The organism is Streptomyces sp. NPDC002845 (assembly GCF_053591955.1).
The window spans coordinates 84,789-109,091 of record NZ_JBSFUU010000004.1; the positions used below are offsets into that span (position 1 = coordinate 84,789).

25 protein-coding genes and 1 pseudogene are annotated in these 24,303 nt (G+C 72.0%); 19 read left to right on the forward strand and 7 right to left on the reverse strand.

Annotation, left to right across the window (positions count from 1 at the left end; genetic code table 11):
- Positions 1-136: 136 nt before the first annotated feature.
- On the reverse strand, positions 137-1,717 hold the full coding sequence (locus tag ACWD3C_RS03935) for an oxidoreductase (protein ID WP_451139769.1): 1,581 nt from the start codon (positions 1,715-1,717) through the stop codon (positions 137-139).
- Between the two features lie 229 nt (positions 1,718-1,946).
- Between ACWD3C_RS03935 and hisD the strand changes: the two genes are divergently transcribed.
- Genes hisD through hisF form a run of 8 tightly spaced genes read left to right on the forward strand, consistent with a single transcriptional unit; the run spans position 1,947 to position 7,688 of the window.
- Positions 1,947-3,287: a histidinol dehydrogenase gene (gene hisD / locus ACWD3C_RS03940; RefSeq protein ID WP_451139771.1), complete on the forward strand. Its 1,341-nt coding sequence runs from the start codon at positions 1,947-1,949 to the stop codon at positions 3,285-3,287.
- Positions 3,284-4,396 carry a histidinol-phosphate transaminase gene (locus ACWD3C_RS03945; RefSeq protein ID WP_451139773.1) on the forward strand — a complete coding sequence of 371 codons (1,113 nt, stop codon included), beginning with the start codon at positions 3,284-3,286 and terminating at the stop codon, positions 4,394-4,396. Before hisD ends, ACWD3C_RS03945 begins: the two co-directional genes overlap by 4 nt.
- Positions 4,393-4,986 (forward strand): imidazoleglycerol-phosphate dehydratase HisB, encoded by a 594-nt coding sequence (gene hisB, locus ACWD3C_RS03950; protein WP_451139775.1) that lies wholly within the window; start codon positions 4,393-4,395, stop codon positions 4,984-4,986. The genes ACWD3C_RS03945 and hisB overlap by 4 nt, the downstream gene beginning before the upstream one ends.
- A gap of 4 nt (positions 4,987-4,990) precedes the next feature.
- Positions 4,991-5,155, forward strand: coding sequence for a hypothetical protein (locus tag ACWD3C_RS03955; protein WP_451139777.1), 165 nt, complete (start codon positions 4,991-4,993; stop codon positions 5,153-5,155).
- The gene (gene hisH / locus ACWD3C_RS03960) at positions 5,146-5,796 is read left to right on the forward strand and encodes an imidazole glycerol phosphate synthase subunit HisH (RefSeq protein ID WP_451139779.1); all 651 of its coding nucleotides are present in this window, start codon (positions 5,146-5,148) and stop codon (positions 5,794-5,796) included. The genes ACWD3C_RS03955 and hisH overlap by 10 nt, the downstream gene beginning before the upstream one ends.
- Before the next feature lie 4 nt (positions 5,797-5,800).
- Positions 5,801-6,526, forward strand: coding sequence for a bifunctional 1-(5-phosphoribosyl)-5-((5-phosphoribosylamino)methylideneamino)imidazole-4-carboxamide isomerase/phosphoribosylanthranilate isomerase PriA (priA, locus tag ACWD3C_RS03965; RefSeq protein WP_451139781.1), 726 nt, complete (start codon positions 5,801-5,803; stop codon positions 6,524-6,526).
- A complete protein-coding gene (locus tag ACWD3C_RS03970) occupies positions 6,523-6,936 on the forward strand; it encodes a RidA family protein (RefSeq protein ID WP_451139783.1) in 414 nt (137 codons plus the stop codon). The genes priA and ACWD3C_RS03970 overlap by 4 nt, the downstream gene beginning before the upstream one ends.
- On the forward strand, positions 6,933-7,688 hold the full coding sequence (gene hisF, locus ACWD3C_RS03975; protein WP_451139785.1) for an imidazole glycerol phosphate synthase subunit HisF: 756 nt from the start codon (positions 6,933-6,935) through the stop codon (positions 7,686-7,688). The genes ACWD3C_RS03970 and hisF overlap by 4 nt, the downstream gene beginning before the upstream one ends.
- A gap of 45 nt (positions 7,689-7,733) precedes the next feature.
- On the opposite strand, the gene ACWD3C_RS03980 is transcribed toward hisF, so the two are convergent.
- Positions 7,734-8,369: a TIGR03085 family metal-binding protein gene (locus tag ACWD3C_RS03980; protein WP_451139787.1), complete on the reverse strand. Its 636-nt coding sequence runs from the start codon at positions 8,367-8,369 to the stop codon at positions 7,734-7,736.
- Between the two features lie 403 nt (positions 8,370-8,772).
- On the opposite strand from ACWD3C_RS03980, the gene hisI reads away from it, so the two are divergent.
- From hisI to lgt, 11 genes and pseudogenes are all read left to right on the forward strand, one after another.
- Positions 8,773-9,168, forward strand: coding sequence for a phosphoribosyl-AMP cyclohydrolase (gene hisI, locus ACWD3C_RS03985; RefSeq protein WP_451139789.1), 396 nt, complete (start codon positions 8,773-8,775; stop codon positions 9,166-9,168).
- Positions 9,169-9,179: 11 nt separating this feature from the next.
- Entirely contained in the window at positions 9,180-10,673 is a 1,494-nt protein-coding gene (locus tag ACWD3C_RS03990) for an anthranilate synthase component I (RefSeq protein WP_451139791.1), read from the forward strand.
- A gap of 36 nt (positions 10,674-10,709) precedes the next feature.
- Positions 10,710-11,354: a TIGR02234 family membrane protein gene (locus ACWD3C_RS03995; protein WP_451139793.1), complete on the forward strand. Its 645-nt coding sequence runs from the start codon at positions 10,710-10,712 to the stop codon at positions 11,352-11,354.
- A gap of 107 nt (positions 11,355-11,461) precedes the next feature.
- Positions 11,462-11,725 carry an HGxxPAAW family protein gene (locus tag ACWD3C_RS04000; protein WP_451139795.1) on the forward strand — a complete coding sequence of 88 codons (264 nt, stop codon included), beginning with the start codon at positions 11,462-11,464 and terminating at the stop codon, positions 11,723-11,725.
- A 102-nt stretch (positions 11,726-11,827) separates the two neighbouring features.
- Complete coding sequence (locus ACWD3C_RS04005) at positions 11,828-12,274, forward strand: DUF2752 domain-containing protein (protein WP_451139797.1); 447 nt, start codon at positions 11,828-11,830, stop codon at positions 12,272-12,274.
- Between the two features lie 158 nt (positions 12,275-12,432).
- On the forward strand, positions 12,433-13,242 hold the full coding sequence (trpC, locus tag ACWD3C_RS04010; protein ID WP_451139799.1) for an indole-3-glycerol phosphate synthase TrpC: 810 nt from the start codon (positions 12,433-12,435) through the stop codon (positions 13,240-13,242).
- Between the two features lie 124 nt (positions 13,243-13,366).
- Positions 13,367-13,537, forward strand: coding sequence for a tryptophan biosynthesis modulator TrpM (trpM, locus tag ACWD3C_RS04015; RefSeq protein WP_451139801.1), 171 nt, complete (start codon positions 13,367-13,369; stop codon positions 13,535-13,537).
- Between the two features lie 200 nt (positions 13,538-13,737).
- Positions 13,738-15,024: a tryptophan synthase subunit beta gene (gene trpB / locus ACWD3C_RS04020; protein WP_451139803.1), complete on the forward strand. Its 1,287-nt coding sequence runs from the start codon at positions 13,738-13,740 to the stop codon at positions 15,022-15,024.
- Positions 15,021-15,836 (forward strand): tryptophan synthase subunit alpha, encoded by an 816-nt coding sequence (gene trpA, locus ACWD3C_RS04025; protein WP_451139805.1) that lies wholly within the window; start codon positions 15,021-15,023, stop codon positions 15,834-15,836. Before trpB ends, trpA begins: the two co-directional genes overlap by 4 nt.
- Positions 15,837-15,967: 131 nt before the next feature.
- Entirely contained in the window at positions 15,968-16,744 is a 777-nt protein-coding gene (locus ACWD3C_RS04030; RefSeq protein ID WP_451139807.1) for a DsbA family protein, read from the forward strand.
- Between the two features lie 82 nt (positions 16,745-16,826).
- Positions 16,827-17,652, forward strand: a pseudogene (gene lgt, locus ACWD3C_RS04035) (prolipoprotein diacylglyceryl transferase); the annotation flags it as partial.
- A 281-nt stretch (positions 17,653-17,933) separates the two neighbouring features.
- Here the strand turns inward: lgt and ACWD3C_RS04040 are convergent.
- Genes ACWD3C_RS04040 through ACWD3C_RS04060 form a run of 5 tightly spaced genes read right to left on the reverse strand, consistent with a single transcriptional unit; the run spans position 17,934 to position 23,702 of the window.
- Positions 17,934-18,761, reverse strand: coding sequence for an HpcH/HpaI aldolase/citrate lyase family protein (locus ACWD3C_RS04040; RefSeq protein WP_451139809.1), 828 nt, complete (start codon positions 18,759-18,761; stop codon positions 17,934-17,936).
- Complete coding sequence (locus tag ACWD3C_RS04045) at positions 18,758-19,969, reverse strand: CaiB/BaiF CoA transferase family protein (RefSeq protein ID WP_451139811.1); 1,212 nt, start codon at positions 19,967-19,969, stop codon at positions 18,758-18,760. Before ACWD3C_RS04045 ends, ACWD3C_RS04040 begins: the two co-directional genes overlap by 4 nt.
- A 40-nt stretch (positions 19,970-20,009) precedes the next feature.
- Positions 20,010-21,434, reverse strand: a complete 1,425-nt coding sequence (locus ACWD3C_RS04050) for an ADP-ribosylglycohydrolase family protein (RefSeq protein WP_451139813.1) — start codon at positions 21,432-21,434, stop codon at positions 20,010-20,012.
- Positions 21,431-22,585 carry an ADP-ribosylglycohydrolase family protein gene (locus ACWD3C_RS04055; protein ID WP_451139815.1) on the reverse strand — a complete coding sequence of 385 codons (1,155 nt, stop codon included), beginning with the start codon at positions 22,583-22,585 and terminating at the stop codon, positions 21,431-21,433. Before ACWD3C_RS04055 ends, ACWD3C_RS04050 begins: the two co-directional genes overlap by 4 nt.
- Before the next feature lie 7 nt (positions 22,586-22,592).
- On the reverse strand, positions 22,593-23,702 hold the full coding sequence (locus ACWD3C_RS04060; RefSeq protein ID WP_451140025.1) for an ADP-ribosylglycohydrolase family protein: 1,110 nt from the start codon (positions 23,700-23,702) through the stop codon (positions 22,593-22,595).
- Positions 23,703-24,303 lie beyond the last annotated feature (601 nt).

Here is a 24,303-nt window from a genome sequence, read left to right on the forward strand (position 1 = left end):
ACCATTGAAAACCCGCAGGTCGGAGCCGCGCCAGAGGGGACGAGGCAACGCCTTTTTAGTTGTACGGCCAACCGTCAAGGTCCGGTAAAAAGGTCCCCGTCGCGCCGCTGCCGGTCGGCTCCGGGCACGCGGTGTGTCAGCTCCTCCTGAGCAGCCGCGTCGCCCCCGTCGCCACCGTCGTCGCCAGGATCCAGCCGAGCAGGATCACCACCGCGGCCAGCCACTGCCAGCCGCCGTGCAGCTGCCAGTAGCCCGCCTGCCCGAGGTCGATGACCGGCAGGAGCAGGTCCAGGGCGAAGAGGGAGGCGTTCCACGGCGGATGCTCACCGGGCCTGATCGGCGGATGGTCGGCGTGCGAGAACGCGACCGACGTGACCGCCCACAGCACCGCCATCCACAGCGCGGCCCGGCCCGGCCGGTACCCGTAGGCGACCATCCAGTCCTGCGCGTACCCCCAGAGCTTGGCAGCGAGCGGCAGGTTCTCGCGGCGGTGGCGCTGCTTGGCCAGCAGGACCTCGCGCGCGTCCGCGTCCTCGCCGCCGCCGCGCAGTACGGTGGCCAGCCGCTCGTACGGCTCCGGGTTGAACTCGGCGGTCGCCGCGGCCACCCACTCCAGCCGTCTGGCCAGCGGGAACGGGCCCAGCGGTATGAGGTTCTCGTACTGGAAGCCGCCCATCTGCAGATTGCCGGGGCCCGGCCAGCTGTCCGCCCTGTCGATCAGGTTGACGACCTTGGCGCCCGACAGGACCACCTTGCCGCGCTCGGGCCTCTCGCCGAGGAAGCGCAGCTCGGGCACCTGGACGCGGCGCAGCGACAGCTCCTGGTCGTCGGTGAAGGTGAACCGGGCCCGCTGCAGGTCGACGGCGTCCCCGAACCGCCCGTCGTCCAGCCGTATCCCGCCCTCGCACGTGAACCGCTGCACCCGGGTGCCGTGCGCCGGTGTGGTCCCGCTGGTGTAGCGCGGATTGCCGACGCCGGCCGGGGTCAGGTACAGCGTGCGCCCGACGGTCATCTGGGGGGCGTTGAGCGCGAGCCTGCCGTACGGATTGGCGAGCTGGCTGCCGCGCAGGCTCAGCGAGACCCCGATCGAGGCGCCGCGCAGGCTCAGCTCGCCGTGCGACTGAAGCATCTCGGCCTGGAGGTCCTGGCCGACCGTCATGCCGTCGCCGGTGATCGAACGGCCCCGCCGGTCGCGGTAGACCACGGCCTGGTTGAGCAGCAGGTCGGTGCCTATGTGGGCGTCGGTCAGCCGTACCCCGTTGTGGAAGCGGCAGCGCGGCAGGTGCAGATCGCCCTCGGTGTTCACGCGGACCGCCTCCAGCCGCGGCACCGAGCAGTCCACCAGCCGTGCGGTCGTGAACCGCGCCTCCGGCAGCAGGATCTCCTTCTCGAAGCGGCAGCCCCGCATCTCGACGTACGGCACCACCGTGCCGCCGGCGAGGTCGAGGGTGTCCTTGATCCGGACGCCGGTCAGCTTCAGCGAGGACACCCGCCCCGCCAGCGCCGGCGGCCCGTCCAGCAGCAGCCAGGCCACGATCCGCGCCCGCACGGTCCGCTCCGGCCCCCAGGGGTGGCCGCCGTGCGGATCGTCCACGGCGACGTCCCCGCTGCGCAGGTCGTACACGCTGCCGTTGCGGAATGCCTGCCACATACCGGCCTCGGCGGCGGTCAGGTCGTCCGGCAGCTCCCCGTCCCGGGCGCCGGCACCGTCGTTCACGGCTCTTCCTTCCTCCCCGTTCGCGTCACAGTTCCTCGCGGGGCTCCCGGGCCCGCGCGGGATTCCCGGCTGCTCGCGAGTTTTCGTACATACGTCCAATGCCCGCTGAGTGACGCCCTGAACGCTATCGGTGAAGGTGATCTTCCATGGCTCGTATCAGCCATTGGGACAGGCGAACGACGCCCTGCGCCGGTCTGCGAGAATTGCCCTTGTGCTGCAACAGTTTTCTTTGGCCCGAATCGATCTGCGCGGCGACGCCCTTCCCGAGGGCCCCGCCCTGCGCGACCTGCTGCCCCGAGCCGACTTCGACGTAGCGGCCGCCCTGGAGAAGGTGCGTCCGATCTGCGAGGCCGTGCATCATCGGGGCGACGCGGCGCTGATCGACTACGCCGAGAAGTTCGACGGCGTACGCCTGGAATCCGTACGGGTCCCGGCCGAGGCCCTCACGGCAGCGCTGGAGCGGCTCGACCCGGCCGTCCGCGCGGCCCTGGAGGAGTCCATCCGCCGCGCCCGCATCGTCCACCGCGAGCAGCGCCGTACGACGCACACCACCCAGGTCGTCCCCGGCGGCTCGGTCACCGAGAAGTGGGTGCCGGTCGAGCGGGTGGGCCTCTACGCCCCCGGCGGCCGGTCCGTGTACCCGTCCTCCGTGATCATGAACGTCGTGCCCGCGCAGGAGGCCGGCGTCGGCTCCGTCGCGCTCGCCTCCCCGGCGCAGGCGCCCGCTTTTGAAAATGACCCAGCCGGCGGGCTGCCGCACCCCACGATCCTCGCCGCCTGCGCGCTGCTCGGCGTCGACGAGGTGTACGCGGCCGGTGGCGCCACCGCCGTCGCGATGTTCGCGTACGGCACCGAGTCCTGCCCGCCCGCCAACATGGTCACCGGCCCCGGCAACATCTGGGTGGCCGCCGCCAAGCGGTACTTCACCGGGCTCATCGGCATCGACTCCGAGGCGGGCCCGACCGAGATCGCGATCCTCGCGGACGACACGGCCGACCCGGTGCACGTCGCCTCCGACCTGATCAGCCAGGCCGAGCACGACCCGCTGGCCGCCGCTGTGCTCGTCACCGACTCCGTCGGACTGGCGGACGCGGTCGAGAAGGAGCTGGAGCCGCAGGTCGCGGCCACCAAGCACATCGAGGACCGGATCCGCCCGGCGCTGGCGGGCAGGCAGTCCGCGATCGTGCTCGTCGACGGCGTCGAGGAGGGCCTCAGGGTCGTCAACGCGTACGGCGCCGAACACCTGGAGATCCAGACGGCGGACGCCGCCGCGGTCGCCGAACGCGTCGTCAACGCGGGCGCGATTTTCGTCGGCCCCTGGGCACCGGTCTCCCTCGGTGACTACGCGGCAGGCTCCAACCATGTGCTCCCGACCGGCGGCTGCGCTTGCCACTCCTCGGGCCTGTCCGTCCAGTCCTTCCTGCGAGGCATCCACATCGTCGACTACACGCGCGACGCCCTCGCGGAGGTCGCACACCACGTGGTGACGCTGGCGGAGGCGGAGGACCTGCCCGCGCACGGCGCGGCGATCAAGGCGCGGTTCGAGTGGAAGGTGCCCGAGGGCAAGTGAACGACGTACGTATCGACGACCTCCCCGTACGCGACGAACTGCGCGGCAAGTCCCCCTACGGCGCGCCCCAGCTGGACGTCCCCGTACGGCTGAATACGAACGAGAACCCGTACCCCCTGCCGGAGCCCCTCGTCGAGCGCATCGCCGAGCGGGTCCGTGAGGCCGCGCGGAACCTCAACCGCTACCCCGACCGGGACGCGGTGGAACTGCGCACGGAGCTGGCCAAGTACCTGACGAAGACCGGCCATCACGTCGTCGGCATCGAGAACGTCTGGGCGGCCAACGGCTCCAACGAGGTCATCCAGCAGCTCCTGCAGACCTTCGGCGGACCAGGCCGTACGGCGATCGGCTTCGAGCCCTCGTACTCGATGCACGGACTGATCGCGCGCGGGACGGGCACGGGCTGGATCTCCGGCCCCCGGAACGACGACTTCACGATCGACCTGGCGGCGGCCGAGCGGGCCATCGCCGAGCACCGGCCGGACATCGTCTTCATCACCACCCCCAACAACCCCACGGGCAACGCGGTCGTGCCGGAGACGGTCGTCGCGCTGTACGAGGCCGCGCAGGCGGCGAAGCCGTCGATGGTGGTCGTGGACGAGGCGTACATCGAGTTCAGCCACGGCGATTCCCTGCTGCCGCTGCTGGCGGGCAGGCCGAACCTCGTCGTCTCGCGCACGATGTCCAAGGCCTTCGGCGCCGCCGGGCTCCGCCTCGGCTACCTCGCCGCGCATCCGGCCGTCGTGGACGCCGTCCAGCTCGTACGGCTGCCGTACCACCTCTCCGCCGTCACCCAGGCGACCGCGCTGGCCGCCCTGGAGCACACCGACACGCTGCTCGGGTATGTCGAGCAGCTGAAGACCGAGCGGGACCGGCTGGTCGCCGAGCTGCGCGCGATCGGCTACGAGGTGACGGAATCGGACGCCAACTTCGTGCAGTTCGGGCGTTTCGCCGATTCCCATGACCTCTGGCGGCAGATCCTCGACCGGGGGGTCCTCGTCCGGGACAACGGCGTGCCCGGCTGGCTGCGGGTCACCGCCGGAACTCCCGCCGAAAACGACGCGTTCCTCGACGCGGTACGTGAACTGAAGAAGGAGCAGAAGGCATGAGCCGCGTAGGACGTGTGGAGAGGACGACCAAGGAGACGTCGGTTGTTGTCGAGATCAACCTCGACGGCACCGGGAAGGTCGATGTGTCGACCGGGGTCGGCTTCTACGACCACATGCTCGACCAGCTCGGCCGCCACGGTCTGTTCGACCTGACCGTGAAGACCGAGGGCGACCTGCACATCGACTCGCACCACACCATCGAGGACACCGCCCTCGCGCTGGGCGCCGCCTTCAAGGAGGCGCTCGGCGACAAGGTGGGGATCTACCGGTTCGGCAACTGCACGGTCCCCCTGGACGAGTCCCTCGCCCAGGTGACCGTCGACCTCTCGGGCCGCCCCTACCTCGTGCACACCGAGCCCGAGAAGATGGCGCCGATGATCGGCGAGTACGACACCACGATGACCCGGCACATCCTGGAGTCCTTCGTCGCCCAGGCCCAGATCGCGCTGCACGTGCACGTGCCGTACGGGCGCAACGCGCACCACATCGTGGAGTGCCAGTTCAAGGCCCTGGCCCGGGCGCTGCGTTACGCCTCCGAGCGTGACCCGCGCGCGGCCGGCATCCTTCCGTCCACGAAGGGCGCGCTGTAAAGCCATGAGCGGCCTCTCTACCGTCCTGATCGTCGTCGGCCTCTTCCTGGTCGGCGGCATCATCTCCTTCGTCAAGCAGCAGATGCCCAAGGGGCTGATCGTGCTGCTCTCGATCGGCGCCGCGATGTGCCTCGCCGCGGGCGTCCTGAGGCTGGAGGTGTGGAATTGAGCACCGGTTCGAAGCGAGTCGTCGTCTTTGACTACGGCTTCGGGAACGTACGGTCCGCCGAGCGCGCCCTCGCGCGCGCGGGAGCCGACGTCGAGATAACCCGCGACTACGACAAGGCCCTGAACGCGGACGGCCTGCTGGTGCCGGGCGTCGGCGCCTTCGCCGCCTGTATGCACGGGCTGCGGGAAGCGCGCGGCGACTGGATCATCGACCGCCGGCTGTCGGGCGGCCGCCCGGTGATGGGCATCTGCGTCGGCATGCAGATCCTCTTCGCGCGCGGCATCGAGCACGGAGTGGAGACCGAGGGCCTCGACGAGTGGCCCGGTTCGGTCGAGCCGCTCCAGGCCGACATCGTGCCCCACATGGGCTGGAACACCGTCGACGTGCCGGAGGGCTCGCAGCTGTTCGCGGGCCTGGAAGCCGACGCGCGCTTCTACTTCGTGCACTCGTACGCCGTCCACGACTGGACTCTTCAGACCGTGAACCCGGCGATGCGCGCCCCGACGGTCACCTGGTCCACGCACGGCAAGCCTTTCGTGGCGGCCGTCGAGAACGGCGCCCTGTGGGCCACCCAGTTCCACCCCGAGAAGTCCGGCGACGCCGGAGCACAGCTGCTCACCAACTGGATCGGAACCCTTTAAGACCATGGCCAAGCTCGAACTCCTCCCCGCCGTCGACGTCCGCGACGGCCAGGCCGTCCGCCTCGTGCACGGCGAGTCCGGCACGGAGACCTCCTACGGCTCCCCCCTGGAGGCCGCCCTCGCCTGGCAGCGCGCGGGCGCCGAGTGGCTGCACCTGGTGGACCTGGACGCCGCGTTCGGGACGGGGAACAACCGGGACCTGATCGCCGAGGTCACAAAGGCGATGGACATCAAGGTGGAGCTGTCCGGAGGCATCCGCGACGACGACACGCTCGCCGCCGCCCTGGCCACCGGCTGCACCCGGGTGAACCTCGGCACGGCCGCCCTGGAGACCCCCGAGTGGGTCGCCAAGGTCATCGCCGAGCACGGCGACAAGATCGCGGTGGGCCTTGACGTACGGGGCACGACCCTGCGCGGCCGCGGCTGGACCCGCGACGGCGGCGACCTCTACGAGACCCTGGAGCGCCTGAACTCCGAGGGCTGCGCGCGGTACGTCGTCACGGACATCGCCAAGGACGGCACGCTGCAGGGCCCGAACCTGGAGCTGCTGAAGAACGTCTGCGCGGCGACCGACCGCCCGGTGGTGGCCTCCGGCGGCGTGTCCTCGCTGGACGACCTGCGGGCCATCGCCGCGCTCGTACCGCTGGGCGTGGAGGGCTCGATCGTGGGGAAGGCCCTGTACGCGAAGGCGTTCACCCTGGAAGAGGCCTTGGAGGCGGTAGCCCAGTGAGCGACCTGCGACGCGTCACGACCGGCGCGCCCTGGGAGGAGGCCTTCGGGTACTCCCGGGCGGTGGAACTGCCGAACGGCCTGGTGCTCGTCTCCGGCTGTACGTCCATAGTCGACGGCCAGATCGCCGGAGGCGGCCCGTACGAGCAGGCGGTCAACGCCTTCAACGTCGCGTTCGCCGCGCTGGAGCAGCTGGGTCTCGGCCGCGACGACGTCGTGCGGACGCGCATGTACATCACCCATGCCCGGGACGTGGACGACGTCGGACGCGCTCACAAGGAGCTGTTCGACTCCGTCCGGCCCGCCGCATCCATGATCATCGTCTCCGGCTTCGTGGACCCCAGCCTGGTCGTCGAGGTCGAGGTGGAGGCGTTCCGCCCCGGCGGAGGACACGGAGAATCCTCAGCATGACCCTTGCCGTACGAGTCATCCCCTGCCTGGACGTCGACAACGGCCGGGTCGTCAAGGGCGTCAACTTCCAGAACCTGCGCGACGCGGGCGACCCCGTTGAGATGGCCAAGGTGTACGACACCGAGGGCGCCGACGAGCTGACGTTCCTCGACATCACCGCGTCCTCGGGCAACCGCGAGACGACGTACGACGTGGTCCGCCGTACCGCCGAGCAGGTCTTCATCCCCCTGACGGTCGGCGGCGGCGTCCGCACCACCGAGGACGTCGACAAGCTGCTGCGCGCGGGCGCCGACAAGGTCGGCGTCAACACGGCCGCGATCGCCCGCCCGGAGCTGATCCGCGAGATCGCCGAGCGGTTCGGCCGGCAGGTCCTGGTCCTGTCGGTGGACGCGCGCAGGACTCCGTCCGGGAGCTTCGAGGTCACCACCCACGGCGGCCGTCGCGGTACTGGCATCGACGCCGTCGAATGGGCTCACCGGGCCGCCGAACTGGGTGCCGGTGAGATCCTGCTCAACTCGATGGACGCCGACGGCACCAAGGACGGCTACGACATCGAGATGATCGAGGCCGTACGCAAGCACGTGACGGTCCCCCTGATCGCGAGCGGCGGCGCCGGACGGCTCGCCGACTTCCCGCCGGCCATCGCGGCAGGCGCGGACGCCGTGCTCGCCGCCTCCGTCTTCCACTTCGGGGATCTGCGGATCGGCGAGGTGAAGGAGACGCTGCGGGGGGCGGGGCACCCCGTTCGGTAGGCCGCGCCGGGCTGCCCCGCGAAACGGTGCGTCTGAAACGGTGCCTCAGATGCCCAGCTGCTTCGTTTCGTGCAGCCGGGTGATCGCGTCCTTCTCGCCCTCCAGCTCCACGTCGGCGACCTGCTGGCGGCCGTACAGGAACAGCAGCAGCTCCGACGGCTCACCGGTCACCGTGACGACCGGTGTGCCCCGGTGGGCGACCGCCGTCTGGCCGTCGGGGCGGCGCAGGACGAGCCCGGTCGGGGCGCCGCGGCCCATCAGCCGGGCGGTGCGCTCCAGGCGGGACCACAGGGCGTCCTGGAACACGGTGTCCAGCTCGCGCGGGGTCCAGTCGGGCTGGGCGCGGCGTACGTCCTCGGCGTGGACGTAGAACTCGATCGTGTTCGAGATCTCGTCGATCTGCTTGAGGGAGAAGGGGGAGAAACGCGGCGGGCCGGTACGGATGAGCTGGATCAGCTCCTCGTACGGCTTCTCGGCGAACTCCGCCATCACCCGTTCCAGGCGTGGCGCGAGCTGCTTGATCAGGATCCCGCCCGCGGCGTCCGCGCGGCGCTCGCGCACCACGACGTGCGCCGCGAGATCTCGGGTGCTCCAGCCCTCGCACAGGGTCGGGGCGTCCGGGCCCGCGGTCTCCAACAGGTCGGCGAGGAGAAGCCGTTCACGCTTGGCATGGGTCGACATACAGCCAGCCTACGACCGACCGCCCGCCCCGCCCAGCAAGGGCCCGACCGACGTGGCGCGCTGCCGGTGCGGGCGCGTCCGCCGGGCCGCCGCGTCCGCCGGGCCCGCGCTGAGCGAGGCGACCACCAAGACCCGCAGACACCCACACACCGGCTGGGCACCGCCTCGGCCGGGCCTGCGCCGAGCGAAGCGGCTACCCCAAAACCCGCGATGCTGTACCGCGCCCCGTAAGGGGCGCGGGCCTGTATCGATATGCGGCTCCGCCGCGTGGGCGCGACCAGCCCCCACCGGCCCGCGGGTTCATCACCGGGCTGCCGGCGGAGCGCTCGGCGCAGGCCCGGTGACCGGTCCGGCCTGTGGACAACCGCCGGACCTGTCGCCGCCGCGCGGCACAATGGCACCCATGACCAGCACGCCCCGGCAGCCCAGCCAGCTCGACCCGGAGATCGCCGCGCGGATCAAGCGCAGCGCCGACGGGCTTCTTCCCGCGATCGCCCAGCAGTACGACACCGGTGAGGTGCTCATGCTCGGCTGGATGGACGACGAGGCGCTGCATCGCACGCTGACGACCGGCCGGTGCACGTACTGGTCGCGCAGCCGTCAGGAGTACTGGGTCAAGGGCGACACCTCAGGCCACTTCCAGTGGGTCAAGTCCGTGGCCCTGGACTGCGACGCCGACACCGTGCTCGTCAAGGTCGACCAGGTGGGCGCCGCCTGCCACACCGGCGCCCGCACCTGCTTCGACGCGGACGTCCTGGTCAAGGACGCCGGGTCGGCCGTACGCCCGTCCGCTCAGTAAGGTCAGCCGCCATGGACCTTGAGACGTTCCGCAAGCTGGCCACCGACCGCCGCGTCATCCCCGTCAGTCGCAAGCTCCTCGCCGACGGCGACACCCCGGTCGCGCTCTACCGCAAGCTCGCCGCCGAGCGCCCGGGCACCTTCCTGCTGGAGTCCGCGGAGAACGGCCGCACTGCGTTCAAATGGTCTCGCTACTCCTTCGTGGGCGTCCGCAGCGCCGCCACCCTCACCGAGCGGGACGGCCGGGCCCACTGGCTCGGCACCCCGCCCGTCGGCGTGCCCGTCGACGGGGACCCGCTGGCCGCCCTGCGCGCCACCATCGAGGCCCTGCACACACCCCACGGGAAAGGCCTGCCGCCCTTCACCGGAGGCATGGTCGGCTACCTCGGCTACGACATCGTGCGCCGCCTGGAGAAGATCGGCCCCGGCGAGCGGGACGACCTCCGGCTGCCCGAGCTGACCATGCTGCTGACGAGCGACCTGGCGGTCATGGACCACTGGGAGGGCTCCGTCCTGCTGATCGCCAACGCGATCAACCACAACGACCTCGACACGGGCGTCGACGAGGCCTACGCGGACGCGGTCGCCCGCCTCGACGCCATGCAGGCCGACCTCTCCCGTCCGGTCTCCCAGCCCCCGGCCGCGCTCCCGCCCTCCGAACTCCCCGAGTACACGGCACTCTGGGGCGGCCCCGACTTCCAGGAGGCCGTCGAGGACATCAAGGAGCGCATCCGGGCCGGCGAGGCCTTCCAGGTCGTACCGTCGCAGCGCTTCGAAACGCCGTGCACGGCAAGCGCGCTGGACGTCTACCGGGTGCTGAGGGCGACCAATCCGTCGCCGTACATGTACCTCTTCCGCTTCGACGGTTTCGACGTCGTGGGTTCGTCCCCCGAAGCCCTGGTCAAGGTCGAGGACGGGCAGGCGATGGTCCACCCCATCGCGGGCACCCGGCACCGCGGCGCCACCCCGCAGGAGGACCAGGTCCTCGCCGACGAGCTGCTCGCCGACCCCAAGGAGCGCGCCGAGCACCTGATGCTCGTCGACCTGGGGCGCAACGACCTGGGCCGGGTCTGCGAACCGGGCTCCGTCGAGGTCGTCGACTTCATGTCCGTCGAGCGGTACTCGCACGTCATGCACATCGTGTCGACGGTGACCGGCCGGGTCGCGCCCGGACGTACGGCCTTCGACGTCCTCACCGCCTGCTTCCCGGCCGGCACCCTCTCCGGGGCGCCCAAGCCGCGCGCGATGCAGATCATCGACGAGCTGGAGCCGTCCCGCCGCGGCCTGTACGGCGGCTGTGTCGGCTACCTCGACTTCGCGGGCGACTCCGACACGGCCATCGCCATCCGCACCGCACTGCTGCGCGGCGGCACGGCCTATGTGCAGGCCGGCGCGGGCATCGTCGCCGACTCCGACCCCGTGGCCGAGGACACCGAGTGCCGCAACAAGGCGGCGGCGGTCCTGCGGGCGGTCCACACGGCGAACAGGCTCCACGGGACCGGGTGAACCCCGGGTGACGGCGCACGCGGCGCGCAGGCGATAGTGGAGTACGTGACCGCACTACCTCACCCCGCCGGCGAACCCGTGTCCGCCCGCACCAGCCGACGCAGCCTCGGCCTCGCCCTGCTGTCCGGTGCGCTGGGCGCGGCCGTGGCGCTGCTGTCCTCCCGGCAGCGCTGGTCGGAGGCGACGGCCACGGTGGCGGGCGGCGACTTCCCGTTGACCGCGCAGGGCAGCGACGTCACGGGCGTGCCCGCGGCCCTCGCCATAGTGGGCCTCGCCGCGCTCGTCGCCGTCTTCGCCGTACGCCGGGCCGGGCGCCTCCTCGTCGCGGCGCTGCTCTCCCTCTCCGGCGCGGGCACGATCGCCGCGGCCCTGCTGGGCGCCTCCGACAGCTCCGCGCTCGACGAGAAGGCCGCGCAGGCCTCCGGCGACACCTCCGCCACCGTCGACGCGCTGAGCCACACCGCCTGGCCGTACGTCGCGGCCGCGGGCGGCGCGCTCATCCTGCTGGCCGGGCTGCTCGCGCTGCGCTACGGGCGGCTGTGGCCCGCGATGTCCGGCCGGTACGAGCGCGACGGCACCCCCCGGCCGCGCAGGGCGAAGCCCGTGGACCCCGACCGGCCCGAGGACCTGTGGAAGGCCCTCGACCGAGGCGAGGACCCCACGGGACCGGACCCGGCGTAGACCCCCGCTCACGGCACACGCACGCGTACGGGACAATGGATGATGAGCGTCCGGCTCACCACACGCAGCACGCGGCACAGCGACTCACAGCACACAAGGAGCAAGTCATGGCGGGCAGCAACCACGGCCACACCCCGGCCGCCTGGACCGGTGTCACCATCACCTTCATCGGTTTCTGCGTCGCGGGTGCCTTCATGGTGATGGCCGAGCCGCTGGGCTTCTGGGCCGGCATGGTGATCACCGTTCTCGGCGGTGTCGTCGGCGTCATCATGCGCGCGATGGGCATGGGCCGGCCGAAGGCGGCCTCCCAGGGCCCGCAGACCGCGGCCTCCGCGCCTGCCGAGCGCACCACCGCCGGCGCCGAGGGCTGAGTCTCGTAGGCCTCCCGCACGGACTTCGTGGAGGGGCGGTCTTCCGGTGGCGGTCACCGAAGGACCGCCCTCCACGCGCGCGTACGGCCTGTAGGGGGCAGAATGCGTGGAGTGGACGCCGAGAGTCAGAGGATGAGTCTGCTGAACGCCGGTTCGACGCTGAGTCGGCTGGCTGTCCCCGGCGGGGTGCTGGCGGCAGTCGTCGGGGCCTTCGCGTACGTCGCGGCCGTGGACCCCAACGAGCCGGGGCACTACCCCGCCTGCCCGCTGCTGCGCTACACGGGCCTGTACTGCCCCGGCTGCGGCGGACTGCGCAGCGCGCACGCCTTCGCGCACGGGGACCTCGGGGCGGCGCTCACGGCGAACGGGATCGCCGTGCTGGGCTTTCTGGGTTTCGCGGTGCTGTGGTCCGTCTGGGTGGTCCGTGCGGCGCGCGGACGGCCGACGCGGATCGAGCTGGGGTCCGTGCATCTGTGGTTCCTAGGCACGTCGGTCCTGGTCTTCACGGTTGTCCGGAACTTGCCGTTCGGTGGCTGGCTGCATCCTTGATCATGTGACGAATGTCCAGGTAATGGGACCGGCGTCAACCGGATGCGAGGGCTACGCCCTCCTCCGGATACCATCGAGACACCGCTTGAACAGCTTGATTCGCTTTATCGCTTCGACAGTCACCTCGACTGTCAACCGTCCGGAAGGGGGCCGCTCGCGTGAGTGTGCTCGACGAGATCATCGACGGAGTCCGTGCCGACCTCGCGGAGCGGCAGGCGCGCGTCAGCCTCGACGAGCTCAAGGAGCGCGCGGCGAAGGCTCCCGCGGCCAAGGACGGTCTGGCCGCCCTGCGCGGCGAAGGTGTCAAGGTGATCTGTGAGGTCAAGCGTTCCAGCCCGTCCAAGGGCGCGCTGGCCGCGATCGCGGACCCGGCCGGCCTGGCGGCGGACTACGAGGCGGGCGGCGCCGCCGTCATCTCCGTCCTCACCGAACAGCGCCGCTTCGGCGGCTCGCTGGCCGACCTGGAGGCCGTCCGCGCGCGCGTGGACATCCCGGTCCTGCGCAAGGACTTCATCGTCACCTCGTACCAGCTGTGGGAGGCGAGAGCGTACGGCGCCGACCTGGTCCTGCTGATCGTCGCGGCCCTCGACCAGCCCGCCCTGGAGTCCCTCGTCGAGCGCGCCGAGTCCATCGGCCTCACCCCGCTCGTCGAGGTCCACGACGAGGACGAGGTCGAGCGGGCGGTCGACGCCGGCGCGAAGGTCATCGGCATCAACGCGCGCAACCTCAAGACCCTGGAGGTCGACCGCTCCACCTTCGAGCGCGTCGCGCCGGAGGTCCCCGCGGGCATCATCAAGGTCGCCGAGTCCGGCGTCCGCGGCCCGCACGACCTCATCGCGTACGCCAACGCGGGCGCCGACGCGGTGCTGGTCGGCGAGTCCCTGGTGACCGGCCGCGACCCGAAGGCCGCGGTCTCCGACCTGGTGGCGGCGGGCGCGCACCCGGCGCTGCGGCACGGGCGGGGCTGACCCCGAGATGATTCCGGCCGTCCCCACGCCCACCGTCCGTCCGGGCCCGCGCCCGGCCGGCGGCTCGGGGTGCACGGGGCCGGACGGTCACGCGCATGGCGGTATGCCGGTAGAGTTGCCCGCGATGTTTTCGATCACCGTGGCGACCAGGGACCCCTACGCCCGCCTCGCCCGCGGATGCCGGCCGCGTGGCTGCCGGGCGCCCGCGCGGCGGGTGCACGGGCGACGGGTGCGGTACGTCATCGGTGACGAGCCGGGGCAAGTCAACGGGATGCGATGGCGCTCCGCGCGCTGAGCCGCGTTCCGTTGTGAACGCCGGGTGGAATGCCGCCGCCGGTTCGTGAGAGTGGATCCGGCCGGTTCGGCACCGCCGGAGTACGTCGTGGCGGTTGCTCGCCGTCGCGGCGGACAACGGAGCGGACAGTCGCGCACGCAGCCGACGTGATCCCCAGTCCGATCAACCCCGGGGCGGTCATGCCCCTGTGAGGTATCCGCATGTCCAGCGAGTTCTTCATTCCCGACCCGGAGGGTCAGGTCCCCAGCGCCGAGGGGTACTTCGGCGCGTTCGGCGGCAAGTTCATCCCGGAGGCCCTGGTCGCCGCCGTGGACGAGGTCGCCGTGGAGTACGACAAGGCGAAGACGGACCCCGAGTTCGCCCGTGAACTCGACGATCTGCTCGTCAACTACACCGGCCGGCCCAGCGCGCTCACCGAGGTGCCGCGCTTCGCCGAACACGCCGGTGGCGCCCGGGTGTTCCTGAAGCGGGAAGACCTCAACCACACCGGCTCCCACAAGATCAACAACGTGCTGGGGCAGGCCCTGCTCACCAAGCGCATGGGCAAGACCCGCGTCATCGCCGAGACCGGCGCCGGTCAGCACGGCGTCGCGACGGCCACCGCCTGCGCGCTCTTCGGGCTCGAATGCACGATCTACATGGGCGAGATCGACACCCGGAGGCAGGCCCTCAACGTCGCCCGGATGCGCATGCTCGGCGCCGAGGTCGTCGCCGTGAAGTCCGGCAGCCGCACGCTGAAGGACGCCATCAACGAGGCCTTCCGCGACTGGGTCGCCAACGTCGACCACACCCACTACCTGTTCGGCACCGTGGCCGGGCCGCACCCCTTCCCTGTCATGGTGCGCGACTTCCACCGCGTCATCGGCGTCGAGGCCCGCCGCCAGCTGCTGGAGCGCGCCGGGCGCCTGCCCGACGCCGCCATCGCCTGCGTCGGCGGCGGCTCCAACGCCATCGGCCTCTTCCACGCCTTCATCCCGGACACCGACGTACGCCTCATCGGCTGCGAGCCCGCCGGGCACGGTGTCGAGACCGGCGAGCACGCGGCCACCCTCACCGCCGGTGAGCCGGGCATCCTGCACGGGTCGCGGTCGTACGTCCTCCAGGACGAGGAGGGCCAGATCACCGAGCCTTACTCGATCTCGGCCGGGCTCGACTACCCGGGCATCGGACCGGAGCACTCGTACCTCAAGGACAGCGGTCGCGGCGAGTACCGGGCCGTCACCGACGACGCGGCCATGCGGGCGCTGCGCCTGCTGTCGCGGACGGAGGGCATCATCCCGGCCATCGAGAGCGCTCACGCGCTCGCCGGGGCCCTGGAGGTGGGCAAGGAGCTGGGCAAGGACGGGCTGATCGTGGTCAACCTGTCCGGGCGCGGCGACAAGGACATGGACACGGCCGCTCGCTACTTCGGCCTGTACGACACGGACGCGGCCGTCGCCGCGGACGCCGACAGCGGCAACGCCGAGATCGAGGGGGACGCCAAGTGAGCGGCAACATTCAGCTGTTGAGTGGCACCCTGGCGGCGGCGAAGGCCGAGGGGCGGTCCGCCCTCATCGCATACCTCCCGGCCGGGTTCCCGACCGTCGACGGCGGTATCGCGGCGATCAAGGCTGCCTTCGACGGCGGTGCCGATGTCGTCGAGGTCGGTCTGCCGCACAGCGACCCGGTCCTCGACGGCCCCGTCATCCAGACCGCCGACGACATCGCCCTGCGGGGCGGGGTCAGGGTCGCGGATGTGATGCGCACGGTCCGCGAGGCGTTCCAGGCCACGGGGAAGCCCGTGCTCGTGATGACGTACTGGAATCCCATCGACCGGTACGGCGTCGAGCGCTTCACCGCCGAGCTGGCGGAAGCGGGCGGGGCGGGCTGCATCCTGCCCGACCTGCCCGTGCAGGAGTCGGCGCTGTGGCGGGAGCACGCCGAGAAGCACGGGCTCGCCACGGTCTTCGTGGTCGCGCCCAGCAGCAAGGACGCCCGGCTCGCCGAGATCACCGCGGCGGGCTCCGGCTTCGTCTACGCGGCCTCGCTGATGGGTGTCACCGGCACACGTGAATCGGTGGGCGCGCAGGCCCAGGACCTGGTCCGGCGCACCCAGGCCACCACCGACCTGCCCGTCTGCGTGGGCCTCGGGGTCTCCAACGCCCGACAGGCCGCCGAGGTCGCCGGCTTCGCCGACGGCGTGATCGTCGGGTCGGCCTTCGTGAAGCGGATGCTCGACGCGGACGACGAGGCGGCCGGGCTGGACGCCGTACGGGCGCTGGCGGGCGAGCTGGCGAAGGGCGTGCGCGGCGGGGCGTGACCGTCCCGTACACACTCGTACGTACGTGACCGCCCCGTGCATATCGTATGTAACGGACAATCCGCTCACTCGAACGAGTGGAACTGGGGCCGGGGAGGCGCGCTGCGCCTCCCCGGTTCGTTCTGCGGGATGTGAGTGAGAAGAACCGTGACGGAAAGCGCACCGCCCGTGAGCGGCTGGCGGCCGAGCGAGAGAAGCAGAGGGCAGCGGAGAAGCGCAGACGCGCCCTGATCGTCGGCGCCTCGGTGCTCTGCGTACTGGGCCTCGCCGCGGTGGTCGGCGTCATCGCCGCGAACGCGGGCAAGGACGACGGCGGCGACGCGTCGGGCCCGGCCGTGGCGCCCTCCGGGGCGAAGGGCCAGGGCGGTCTCGCCATCCCCGTCGGTGAGCAGGACGCCAAGTCGACCCTCACGGTCTGGGAGGACTTCCGCTGCCCGGCCTGCAAGTCCTTCGAGGACGGGTACCGCTCGACGATCCACGAGCTGACGGAGTCCGGCCGGCTCCAGGTCGAGTACCGCCTCGTGACGCTGATCGACGGGAACATGGGCGGCAGCGGTTCCCGCAAGGCCGCCAACGCCGCCGCCTGCGCGCAGGACGCGGGCAAGTTCACCGCGTACCACGACGTCCTGTTCGAGAACCAGCCCGCCGAAACCGACGACGCCTTCTCCAAGGACAGCAAGCTCATCGAACTGGCGGGCAAGGTCGACGGGCTGGACACCGACGCCTTCGGCCAGTGCGTCGAGGACGGCACGCACAACAGCTGGGTCGTGAAGTCGAACGAGGCCTTCCAGAAGGGCGGCTTCACGGGCACCCCGACGGTCCTCCTCGGCGGCTCGAACATCTACGCGGATCAGTCGATGACCCCCGCGAAGCTCAAGCAGATGGTGGAGGCGCAGAACAAGGACTGAGGCCCGCTCGCCGTGGCGTTATGGACCCGTAGCCGGGTGGGTTGCCGTGGTGCGTGCCCGGCAGGGTAGCGTCGACCCTGCCATGGACCTTGACCTTGCCTTCATTCCGAGCCCGTCGAGCGGGGTGCTGTATCTCGGCCCCGTTCCGCTGCGCGGCTATGCGTTCTGCATCATCATCGGCGTCTTCGTGGCCGTCTGGCTCGGCAACAAACGCTGGATCGCCCGCGGCGGGCGGTCCGGCACGGTGGCCGACATCGCGGTCTGGGCCGTCCCGTTCGGCCTGATCGGCGGACGGCTCTACCATGTGATCACGGACTACGAGCTGTACTTCAGCGAGGGCCGTGACTGGGTCGACGCGTTCAAGGTGTGGGAGGGCGGCCTCGGCATCTGGGGCGCGATCGCGCTCGGTGCGGTGGGTGCCTGGATCGGCTGCCGCCGCCGGGGTATCCCGCTTCCCGCGTACGCCGACGCCGTCGCCCCCGGCATCGCGCTCGCGCAGGCCATCGGGCGCTGGGGCAACTGGTTCAACCAGGAACTGTACGGGCGCCCCACCGACCTGCCCTGGGCCGTCGAGATCACGTCCTCGACGGACGGCCGGGTCCCGGGCACCTACCACCCGACCTTCCTCTACGAGTCCCTGTGGTCCATCGGCGTCGCCGTGCTGGTCATCTGGGCCGACCGCCGCTTCAGGCTGGGCCACGGCCGGGCGTTCGCGCTGTACGTCGCCTCGTACTGCGCCGGCCGCTTCTGGGTCGAGTATCTGCGCGTCGACGACGCCCACCACATCCTCGGCCTGCGCCTCAACAACTGGACCGCGATCTTCGTCTTCCTCCTCGCGGTGATCTACATCGTGGTGTCGGCGCGCAAGCGTCCGGGACGCGAGGAGGTGGTGGAGCCGGCGGCTGTCGAGGAGGCCTCCTCCGAGGGCGAATCCGGTGAGCCCGGTGAGTCCGGTGAGGGTGCCTCCGCCTCCGGCAAGGATGACGGCGGCTCGGTGGAGCTGGAGAAGAAGGCGGACGCCGAGGGAGACGACGAGTCCGCCAAGGCTGCCGTGTCCGATGGCACGTCCGCGGAATCCGTAGCCGAGGAGGGCTCGGCCGAGTCGGCCAAGAAGGGCTGAGGTCTGGCTTGCACCCCAGGTCGTTACGTCGAAGGGGGCGCCGTGTCGCGTGATACGGCGCCCCCTTCGTCATGCGCGGCGGTGGGCCAGGGCGAGGGTGCGGTGGGCGCTCGCGACGATCGCCGTGTCGATGAAGCGGCCGTCGTGGAGGGCGTGGGCGCTGGGGTCGGCGGTGGCCGCCTTGATGATCTGCTCGGCCGACTCGATCTCCTCCGGGGTGGGGGTATATGCCCGCTCGATGACCGGGAGCTGGCGGGGGTGGATCGCCGCGCGGCCCAGGAAACCCAGGGCGCGGCCGTGGGCGCAGGACTCCGCGAGGCCGTCCAGGTCCCTGGTGTCCGGGTGGATCGACTGGGCGGGCGGCGCGAGGGCCGCGGCGCGGGCGGCCAGGACCACCCGGGAGCGGGACCAGTCGAGGGCCGCGTCGTCGCGTACGCCCAGGTCGGCCCGTAGGTCCGCCTCGCCCAGGGCGATGCCGTGCAGGGCGGGGTGGGAAGAGGCGATCGCGTAGGCCTGTTCCACGCCGAGGGCCGACTCCAGGAGCGCGTACAGGGCGATGGCGGGGGCGGACCGTTCCGCGACGCGGATGACGTCGGCGGGGCTCGTCACCTTGGGGAGGCGGAGGCCCGAGAGGCCCGGGAGCGGGGCGAGGACGGCGAGGTCGGCTGCCGCCCGGGGGGTGTCGAGGGCGTTGACGCGGACGTGGACCGGGGTGGGCGGCGGTTCGCGGAGGAGTTCGGCGGTCGCCGCGCGCGCGTACTCCTTGCGGCCGGGGGCGACGGCGTCCTCCAGGTCGACGATCACCACGTCCGCGCCCGACGTCAGCGCCTTGGCCACGACCTCCGGGCGGTCTCCGGGGACGTACAGCCAGGTGAGGGGGAAGGTCGAGGTACTCATAGGGCGCCCTCCGTGCGCAGGGCGGCAATGTCGGTCTCCGCCAGGCCGAGTTCGGTCAGCACCGCGTCCGTGTCCGCGCCGTGCGGGCGGCCCGCCCAGCGGATGGCGCCGGGGGTGGCGGAGAGGCGGAAGAGGATGTTCTGCATGCGCAGGGGGCCCAGTTCGGGGTCGTCGACGGTGGTGACGGTGTCGAGGGCCGCGTACTGCGGGTCCCGCATCACGTCCCGTACGTCCTGGATCGGGGCCACCGCCGCCTCCGCCTGCTCGAAGGCGTCGATGACCTCGGCGCGGGTGTGGTGGGCGATCCAGTCGCCCACCGCCTTGTCGAGGACGTCCGCGTGGCGGGCGCGGTCGGCGCCCGTCGCGAACCAGGGTTCGGAGATCAGCTCGGGGCGCCCCACCAGCCGCATCACGCGCTCGGCGATCGACTGGGCCGACGTGGAGACCGCGACCCAGGTGCCGTCGGCCGTGCGGTAGGTGTTGCGGGGCGCGTTGTTCGTGGAGCGGTTGCCGGTGCGGGGCTGGACATGGCCCAACTGGTCGTACCAGAGGGGCTGCGGGCCGAGGACCGTGAGGATCGGCTCGATGATCGCCATGTCGACGACCTGGCCCTCGCCCGTGCGGTCGCGGGCGGTGAGGGCCGTCATCACCGCGTACGCCGTGGCCAGGCCCGCGATCGAGTCGGCGAGGCCGAAGGGCGGGAGCGTCGGCGGGCCGTCCGGTTCGCCGGTGATGGCCGCGAAGCCGCTCATCGCCTCCGCGAGGGTGCCGAAGCCGGGGCGGCGGGCGTACGGGCCGAACTGGCCGAAGCCGGTGACGCGGGCCAGGACCAGGCGGGGGTTGGCCGCCGACAGTTCCTTCCAGCCCAGGTCCCACTTCTCCAGGGTGCCGGGGCGGAAGTTCTCGATGATCACGTCGGTCGTCCCGGCGAGCCTCAGGAGTGTGGTGCGGCCGCCCGGCTTCGACAGGTCCAGGGTCATCGTGCGTTTGTTGCGGCCGAGGAGTTTCCACCACAGGCCCACGCCGTCCTTGGACGGGCCGTGGCCGCGGGACGGGTCCGGTCTGGTGGGGTGCTCGACCTTGATGACCTCCGCGCCGAAGTCGCCGAGCATCGTGGCGGCGAGGGGGCCGGCGAAGAGGGTGGACAGGTCGAGGACGCGGAGGCCGGTGAGAGGGGGGAGGGGGGTGGTCGGCGGTGCGCTGTTCACTTGGCTCGCTCTGGGGTCATGGGCGGGGTCACGGATGGGGTCATGGGCGGTGGGTGAAGTGGGTCTCTTGGAGGGTGAGTTGGGCCAGGGTGTCGAAGCCGGTGCCGTTGAAGTCGGCGATGGAGGTGGCCAGGCGGTTCTTGAGCGGAGCCGTCCAGCGGGCGGGGACCGCTTCCGGGCGGCCCGCGAGGAGGCCCGCGATACTGCCCGCCGTCGCACCGTTAGAGTCCGTGTCCCAGCCGCCGGACACGGTGCGGCAGATGGAGGCCGTGAAGTCGCCGTTCGCGTGGGTGAGGGCGGCGACGAGGAGGGCGGTGTTGGGGATGGCGTGCACCCAGTGGTAACCGGCGTGCGTGGCGTGGAGTTCGTCGGCGATCGTGTCGAAGTCGGTGTGGTCCTCGGCCAGTCGGAGGGCGTGGTGGATCGCCCGGGCCAGGCGTGAGTCGGGCGGGACGACCGTGAGGCCGGTGCGGAGGCAGTGGTGTACGTCGTGGGTGCCGGTGGCTGCCTCGGCGATGGTGGCCGCGGTGAACATGGCCGCGTAGACGCCGTTGGCCGTGTGGGTGAGGGTGGCGTCGCGGTGGGCCTGTTCCGCGGCGGCGGCCGGGTTGCCGGGGTGGGTCCAGCCGTGGACGTCGGCGCGGATCAGGGCGCCGATCCATTCGCGGAACGGGTTGCGGTGGTGGGCCGTGCACGGGGGGTCGATGCCCGTGAGGAGGTTGCGGTAGGCGATGCGTTCCGCGGTGAAGGTGCGGCCCGCGGGAAGTTCGTCGAGCCAGAGCCGGGCCACGTCGGTGGTGGTGAAGTCCGGGCCGTGGCGGCTGAGCAGGAGGAGGTTGAGGAGGGGGTAGTTGAGGTCGTCGTCCTCGGGCATGCCGTCGATGTTCTCGGCGAGGGAGGTTGTCGCCGAGCGGCGGTTCCAGGGGTGGGCCGCGAGCAGTTCGGGCGGTACGCCTCTGGCGGTGAACCAGGTGTTCAGGGGCCAGTTGCCGGTGGCTCGGGCGAGGTGACGGATGGCGGTGAGGGGGAGCTTTTCCACGGGTTTGCCGAGGAGGCAGCCCACGGCCCGGCCCAGCCAGGCGGCCTCCAGACGGGGGAGGTGGGTGGGAGCGGCGAGAACGGCGCCGTCGGCTGCGGCGCGCCAACCGCCCGTGGTCGCGGCCGTGTCGGTTCCTCCGCTCGGCCAGTTCGGGCACAGGGCGCGGATCTTGTTCAGGTCCGTCGGCTCCGCGTCCGCCAAGGCGCTCGGCAGTTCCGCCAGTTCGTCCAGCAGGTCCTCGGCCAGCAGCCGCAGGTAGCGGGTGGCCGGTTGCGGGGAGGCGCCCGCGCGGAGGGGGGCCTCCCCGCCGCCCGCCGCCCTCCAGCGGGCGGCGATGGCCTTGGGTTCGCGGCCGTCCTGGCGGGCCTGGTGGAGTTCGTGGCCCAGGAGGTCTTCGGGCTGGACCCAGGTGAGGCGCAGGGTCATCGGGCGGCCGCCAGGGTGGTGAAGGCCGCTTCGTGGGACCGGCGGCGGTCGGTGTCCCGGGTGAAGATCTCGCGCGCCACCCCGGCCAGCTCCCTGGCCGGGGCGTGCAGGTCCAGACGGCTGGACTCGGCCACCGTCTTGGCCCACTCGGGCGGGACCTCGGAGCCCAGGGCGCCCGCGACGGCGCCGGCCATGGTGGCGATGGAGTCGCAGTCGCGGCCGTAGTTGACCGAGCCGAGGACGGCGTGCCGGTAGTCGCCGCGGGCCACCACCAGCATGCCCAGGGCGACGGGGAGTTCCTCGATCGCGTGGAGGCGGGAGGGGCGGCGGGCGCCGAGGGACGGGGAGCGGTAGTCGGGGCCCACCGTGTCGTACGGGGTGACCGCCTCGCGCAATGGACGCAGCGCCGACTCGAAGTCCGTGTGGCGCGAGGCCACTTCACAGACCGACTCGATGGCCGTACGGGTGCCGTCCTTCGCCAGGGACAGGCAGGCCGACACCACCGAGTCCGCCGTGGCCCCGGGTGCGCAGGCCGCCGCCACCGCCGCCGCGAGGACACCCGCGGCCTCCCTGCCGTACGACGACTGGTGGGCGCCCGCGATGTCGAGGGCCTCGGCGTACGCGCCCGCCGGGTTGGCCGCGTTGACCAGGCCGACGGGGGCCATGTACATCGCGGCGCCGCAGTTGACGATGTTGCCGACGCCGGCCTCGCGGGGGTCGACATGGCCGTAGTGGAGACGGGCCACCAGCCACTTCTCGGCGAGGAAGACACGTTGGAGGGGGAGCGCCTCCGCTTCCAGTTCCGGGATCCAGCGGGGGTTGGTGATCAGGTCGGGGACCAGGTGGTCGGCGATCGCGTACGCGTCGAGGTGGTCGCGGACCGTGGCGTAGACCCGGACGAGCGCGTGGGTCATCAAGGTGTCGTCGGTGACGTGGCCGTCGCCCTTGTGGTACGGGGCGATGGGGCGGGCGGTGCGCCAGGCGTCGCCGTTCCAGGGGCCGACGATGCCGTGGACGCGGCCGCCGTGGCGTTCGGCGATCTGGTCGGGTGAGTAGCCCTCGACGGGGCCGCCGAGAGCGTCGCCGACGGCGGCCCCTACCAGGGCGCCGGTGATCCGTTCGTCGAGAGTGGCTTCCAGAGTGGGCGTCATGCCCGAATCATCCTCCTGGGGTGGTGAGTTCCGTCGCTGCGAGAAGTTCGGCGAGGTGTACGAGATCGGTGCCGGTGAGGCGGGGGAGGACGCAGCCGGAGAGGGTGCGGCAGGCGTCCCGCCAGGCGGCCGGGACCGCGGCGCCGCCGCCGAGCGCGCCGGTCAGGGCGCCGGCGAGGGCCGGGGCCGAGTCGGCGACCCGGGAGAGACAGGCCGCCGCCGGTACGGCCTCGGCGATCCGGCCGCGGGCGGCGGTGGCGAGGGCGAGGGCGACCGGGACGGTTTCCGCGGCGGCGATGCCGTAGCTGTAGACGTGGTCGACGATCTGGTGCTCCAGGAGGGGGACGAGCGCGAACGTGCCGTCGTTCCTGTGTTCCTGCGCCAGGCGCAGCGCGTGGCGGGCGTTGCGGCCGATCTCCGTCTCCGCCGGGAGTTCGGCGAGCGCCGCCGTCACGCAGGTGTCGATGTCCGTGCCGTCGAGGGCGAGCGCGAGGGCGGCGGCCATGGCACGGGCGCCGTGCACACCGTCGCCGTCCTGGGTGTAGCGGGCGTCGAACTCGGCGAGGTCCGCGGCGAGTCGGGGGTCACCGGTGTGGGCGACGGCGAGCACGCAGGCCCGTACGCAGGCCGCGTCGTCGAAGTAGTGCGGGTTGTCGTGGCCGGTCGCGGGTGGGCGCAGGCCGGCGGCGAGGTTGCCCAGTCCGGCCCGTACGGAGATGCGGGCGCGCAGGGGCAGGACCGCCGACTCGACCTCCGGCGCCCGCTCCGCCGCGGCCGCGACCTCGCTGGCCACGGCGTTCCAGGACAGGTCGATCGCCGCCCGCATCCGCCGCGCCCTGCTCAGATCCCCGAGCGCACTCCCGTCCCCGGCCCGCAACACCGCCTCCGCCGCGAACGCCGCCCACTCCGCGTCGTCCGAGGGCCCGAGGCGCAGGGGTTCGGGGGGCTGGTTGAGAGCGATCGGCACGGGCAGCGTCGTCGTCGCGTTGTGCTCCGCGAACGTGTCCAGCTCCCGGGTCAGCCGCCGCGTCCACTCCGGCATCCGGGCCGCCCTGTGCCGAGCGGCGGGCCACCCGGCGGCGTCGCCCGCGGCCAGGCCGAGGAGGAGGCCTTCGATACGGCGGGGGTGAGGGGCGGGGTGGGTGTGTGTCCTCTCGGGGGCGGTGTGTGGTCGGGTGCTGGTGCTGGTGCTGGTGCTGGTGCTGGCGGTGGTGGTGGCGATGTGCGGTCCGGTGTCGGGGGCGGTGACAGGACGGTCGGCCGGGGCGGCGGGCAGGGCCCGGAGTGCGGGGGTGGAGCCGCCGGGCGTGGCCGGGGAGGGGGCGGGCGCCGGCTCCGGGAGCGCAGCCGCGTGCGACGCGCCCTGGGACAGCGCCGCCGGGGCAGCACTGGTGAGCCGGGCCGCGCTGATGGGCCGGCCTGTGGCGCTGGGCAGGGCTGTGGTGTCGGGTTGGTGCGTGGCGCTCGGTTGGTTCGAGCTGCCGGAGCCGTTCGCGGTTCCGGCCGTGTCGGACGGAGCCGTGCCCCTGGCCGAGGGCGGGTTGCTGGGCTTGCCCGTGCTGCTGGTCGGGTGTGAGCCGGTGGGTGGGGCTGCGCTGTTGGGGTTGCTCGGGCTCCCGGTCCGGGGTGGGCTGCTGCGTCCGCCCGTACTCCTGGAGCGGCGTGAGGTACGGGTCGGGCCGGAGTCGGTGGACGGACCTGTGTTGCTGGTGCTGCTC

Bases quoted from the DNA above. Each gene is read 5' to 3' on its own strand.
- hisB (WP_451139775.1), top strand. From the start codon at position 4,393: ATGAGCCGCGTAGGACGTGTGGAGAGGACGACCAAGGAGACGTCGGTT.
- ACWD3C_RS03955 (WP_451139777.1), top strand. From the start codon at position 4,991: ATGAGCGGCCTCTCTACCGTCCTGATCGTCGTCGGCCTCTTCCTGGTC.
- priA (WP_451139781.1), top strand. From the start codon at position 5,801: ATGGCCAAGCTCGAACTCCTCCCCGCCGTCGACGTCCGCGACGGCCAG.
- hisF (WP_451139785.1), top strand. From the start codon at position 6,933: ATGACCCTTGCCGTACGAGTCATCCCCTGCCTGGACGTCGACAACGGC.
- ACWD3C_RS03980 (WP_451139787.1), bottom strand. From the start codon at position 8,369: ATGTCGACCCATGCCAAGCGTGAACGGCTTCTCCTCGCCGACCTGTTG.
- hisI (WP_451139789.1), top strand. From the start codon at position 8,773: ATGACCAGCACGCCCCGGCAGCCCAGCCAGCTCGACCCGGAGATCGCC.
- ACWD3C_RS03990 (WP_451139791.1), top strand. From the start codon at position 9,180: ATGGACCTTGAGACGTTCCGCAAGCTGGCCACCGACCGCCGCGTCATC.
- ACWD3C_RS04000 (WP_451139795.1), top strand. From the start codon at position 11,462: ATGGCGGGCAGCAACCACGGCCACACCCCGGCCGCCTGGACCGGTGTC.
- ACWD3C_RS04005 (WP_451139797.1), top strand. From the start codon at position 11,828: ATGCGTGGAGTGGACGCCGAGAGTCAGAGGATGAGTCTGCTGAACGCC.
- trpM (WP_451139801.1), top strand. From the start codon at position 13,367: ATGTTTTCGATCACCGTGGCGACCAGGGACCCCTACGCCCGCCTCGCC.
- trpB (WP_451139803.1), top strand. From the start codon at position 13,738: ATGTCCAGCGAGTTCTTCATTCCCGACCCGGAGGGTCAGGTCCCCAGC.
- ACWD3C_RS04040 (WP_451139809.1), bottom strand. From the start codon at position 18,761: ATGAGTACCTCGACCTTCCCCCTCACCTGGCTGTACGTCCCCGGAGAC.
- ACWD3C_RS04050 (WP_451139813.1), bottom strand. From the start codon at position 21,434: ATGACCCTGCGCCTCACCTGGGTCCAGCCCGAAGACCTCCTGGGCCAC.
- ACWD3C_RS04055 (WP_451139815.1), bottom strand. From the start codon at position 22,585: ATGACGCCCACTCTGGAAGCCACTCTCGACGAACGGATCACCGGCGCC.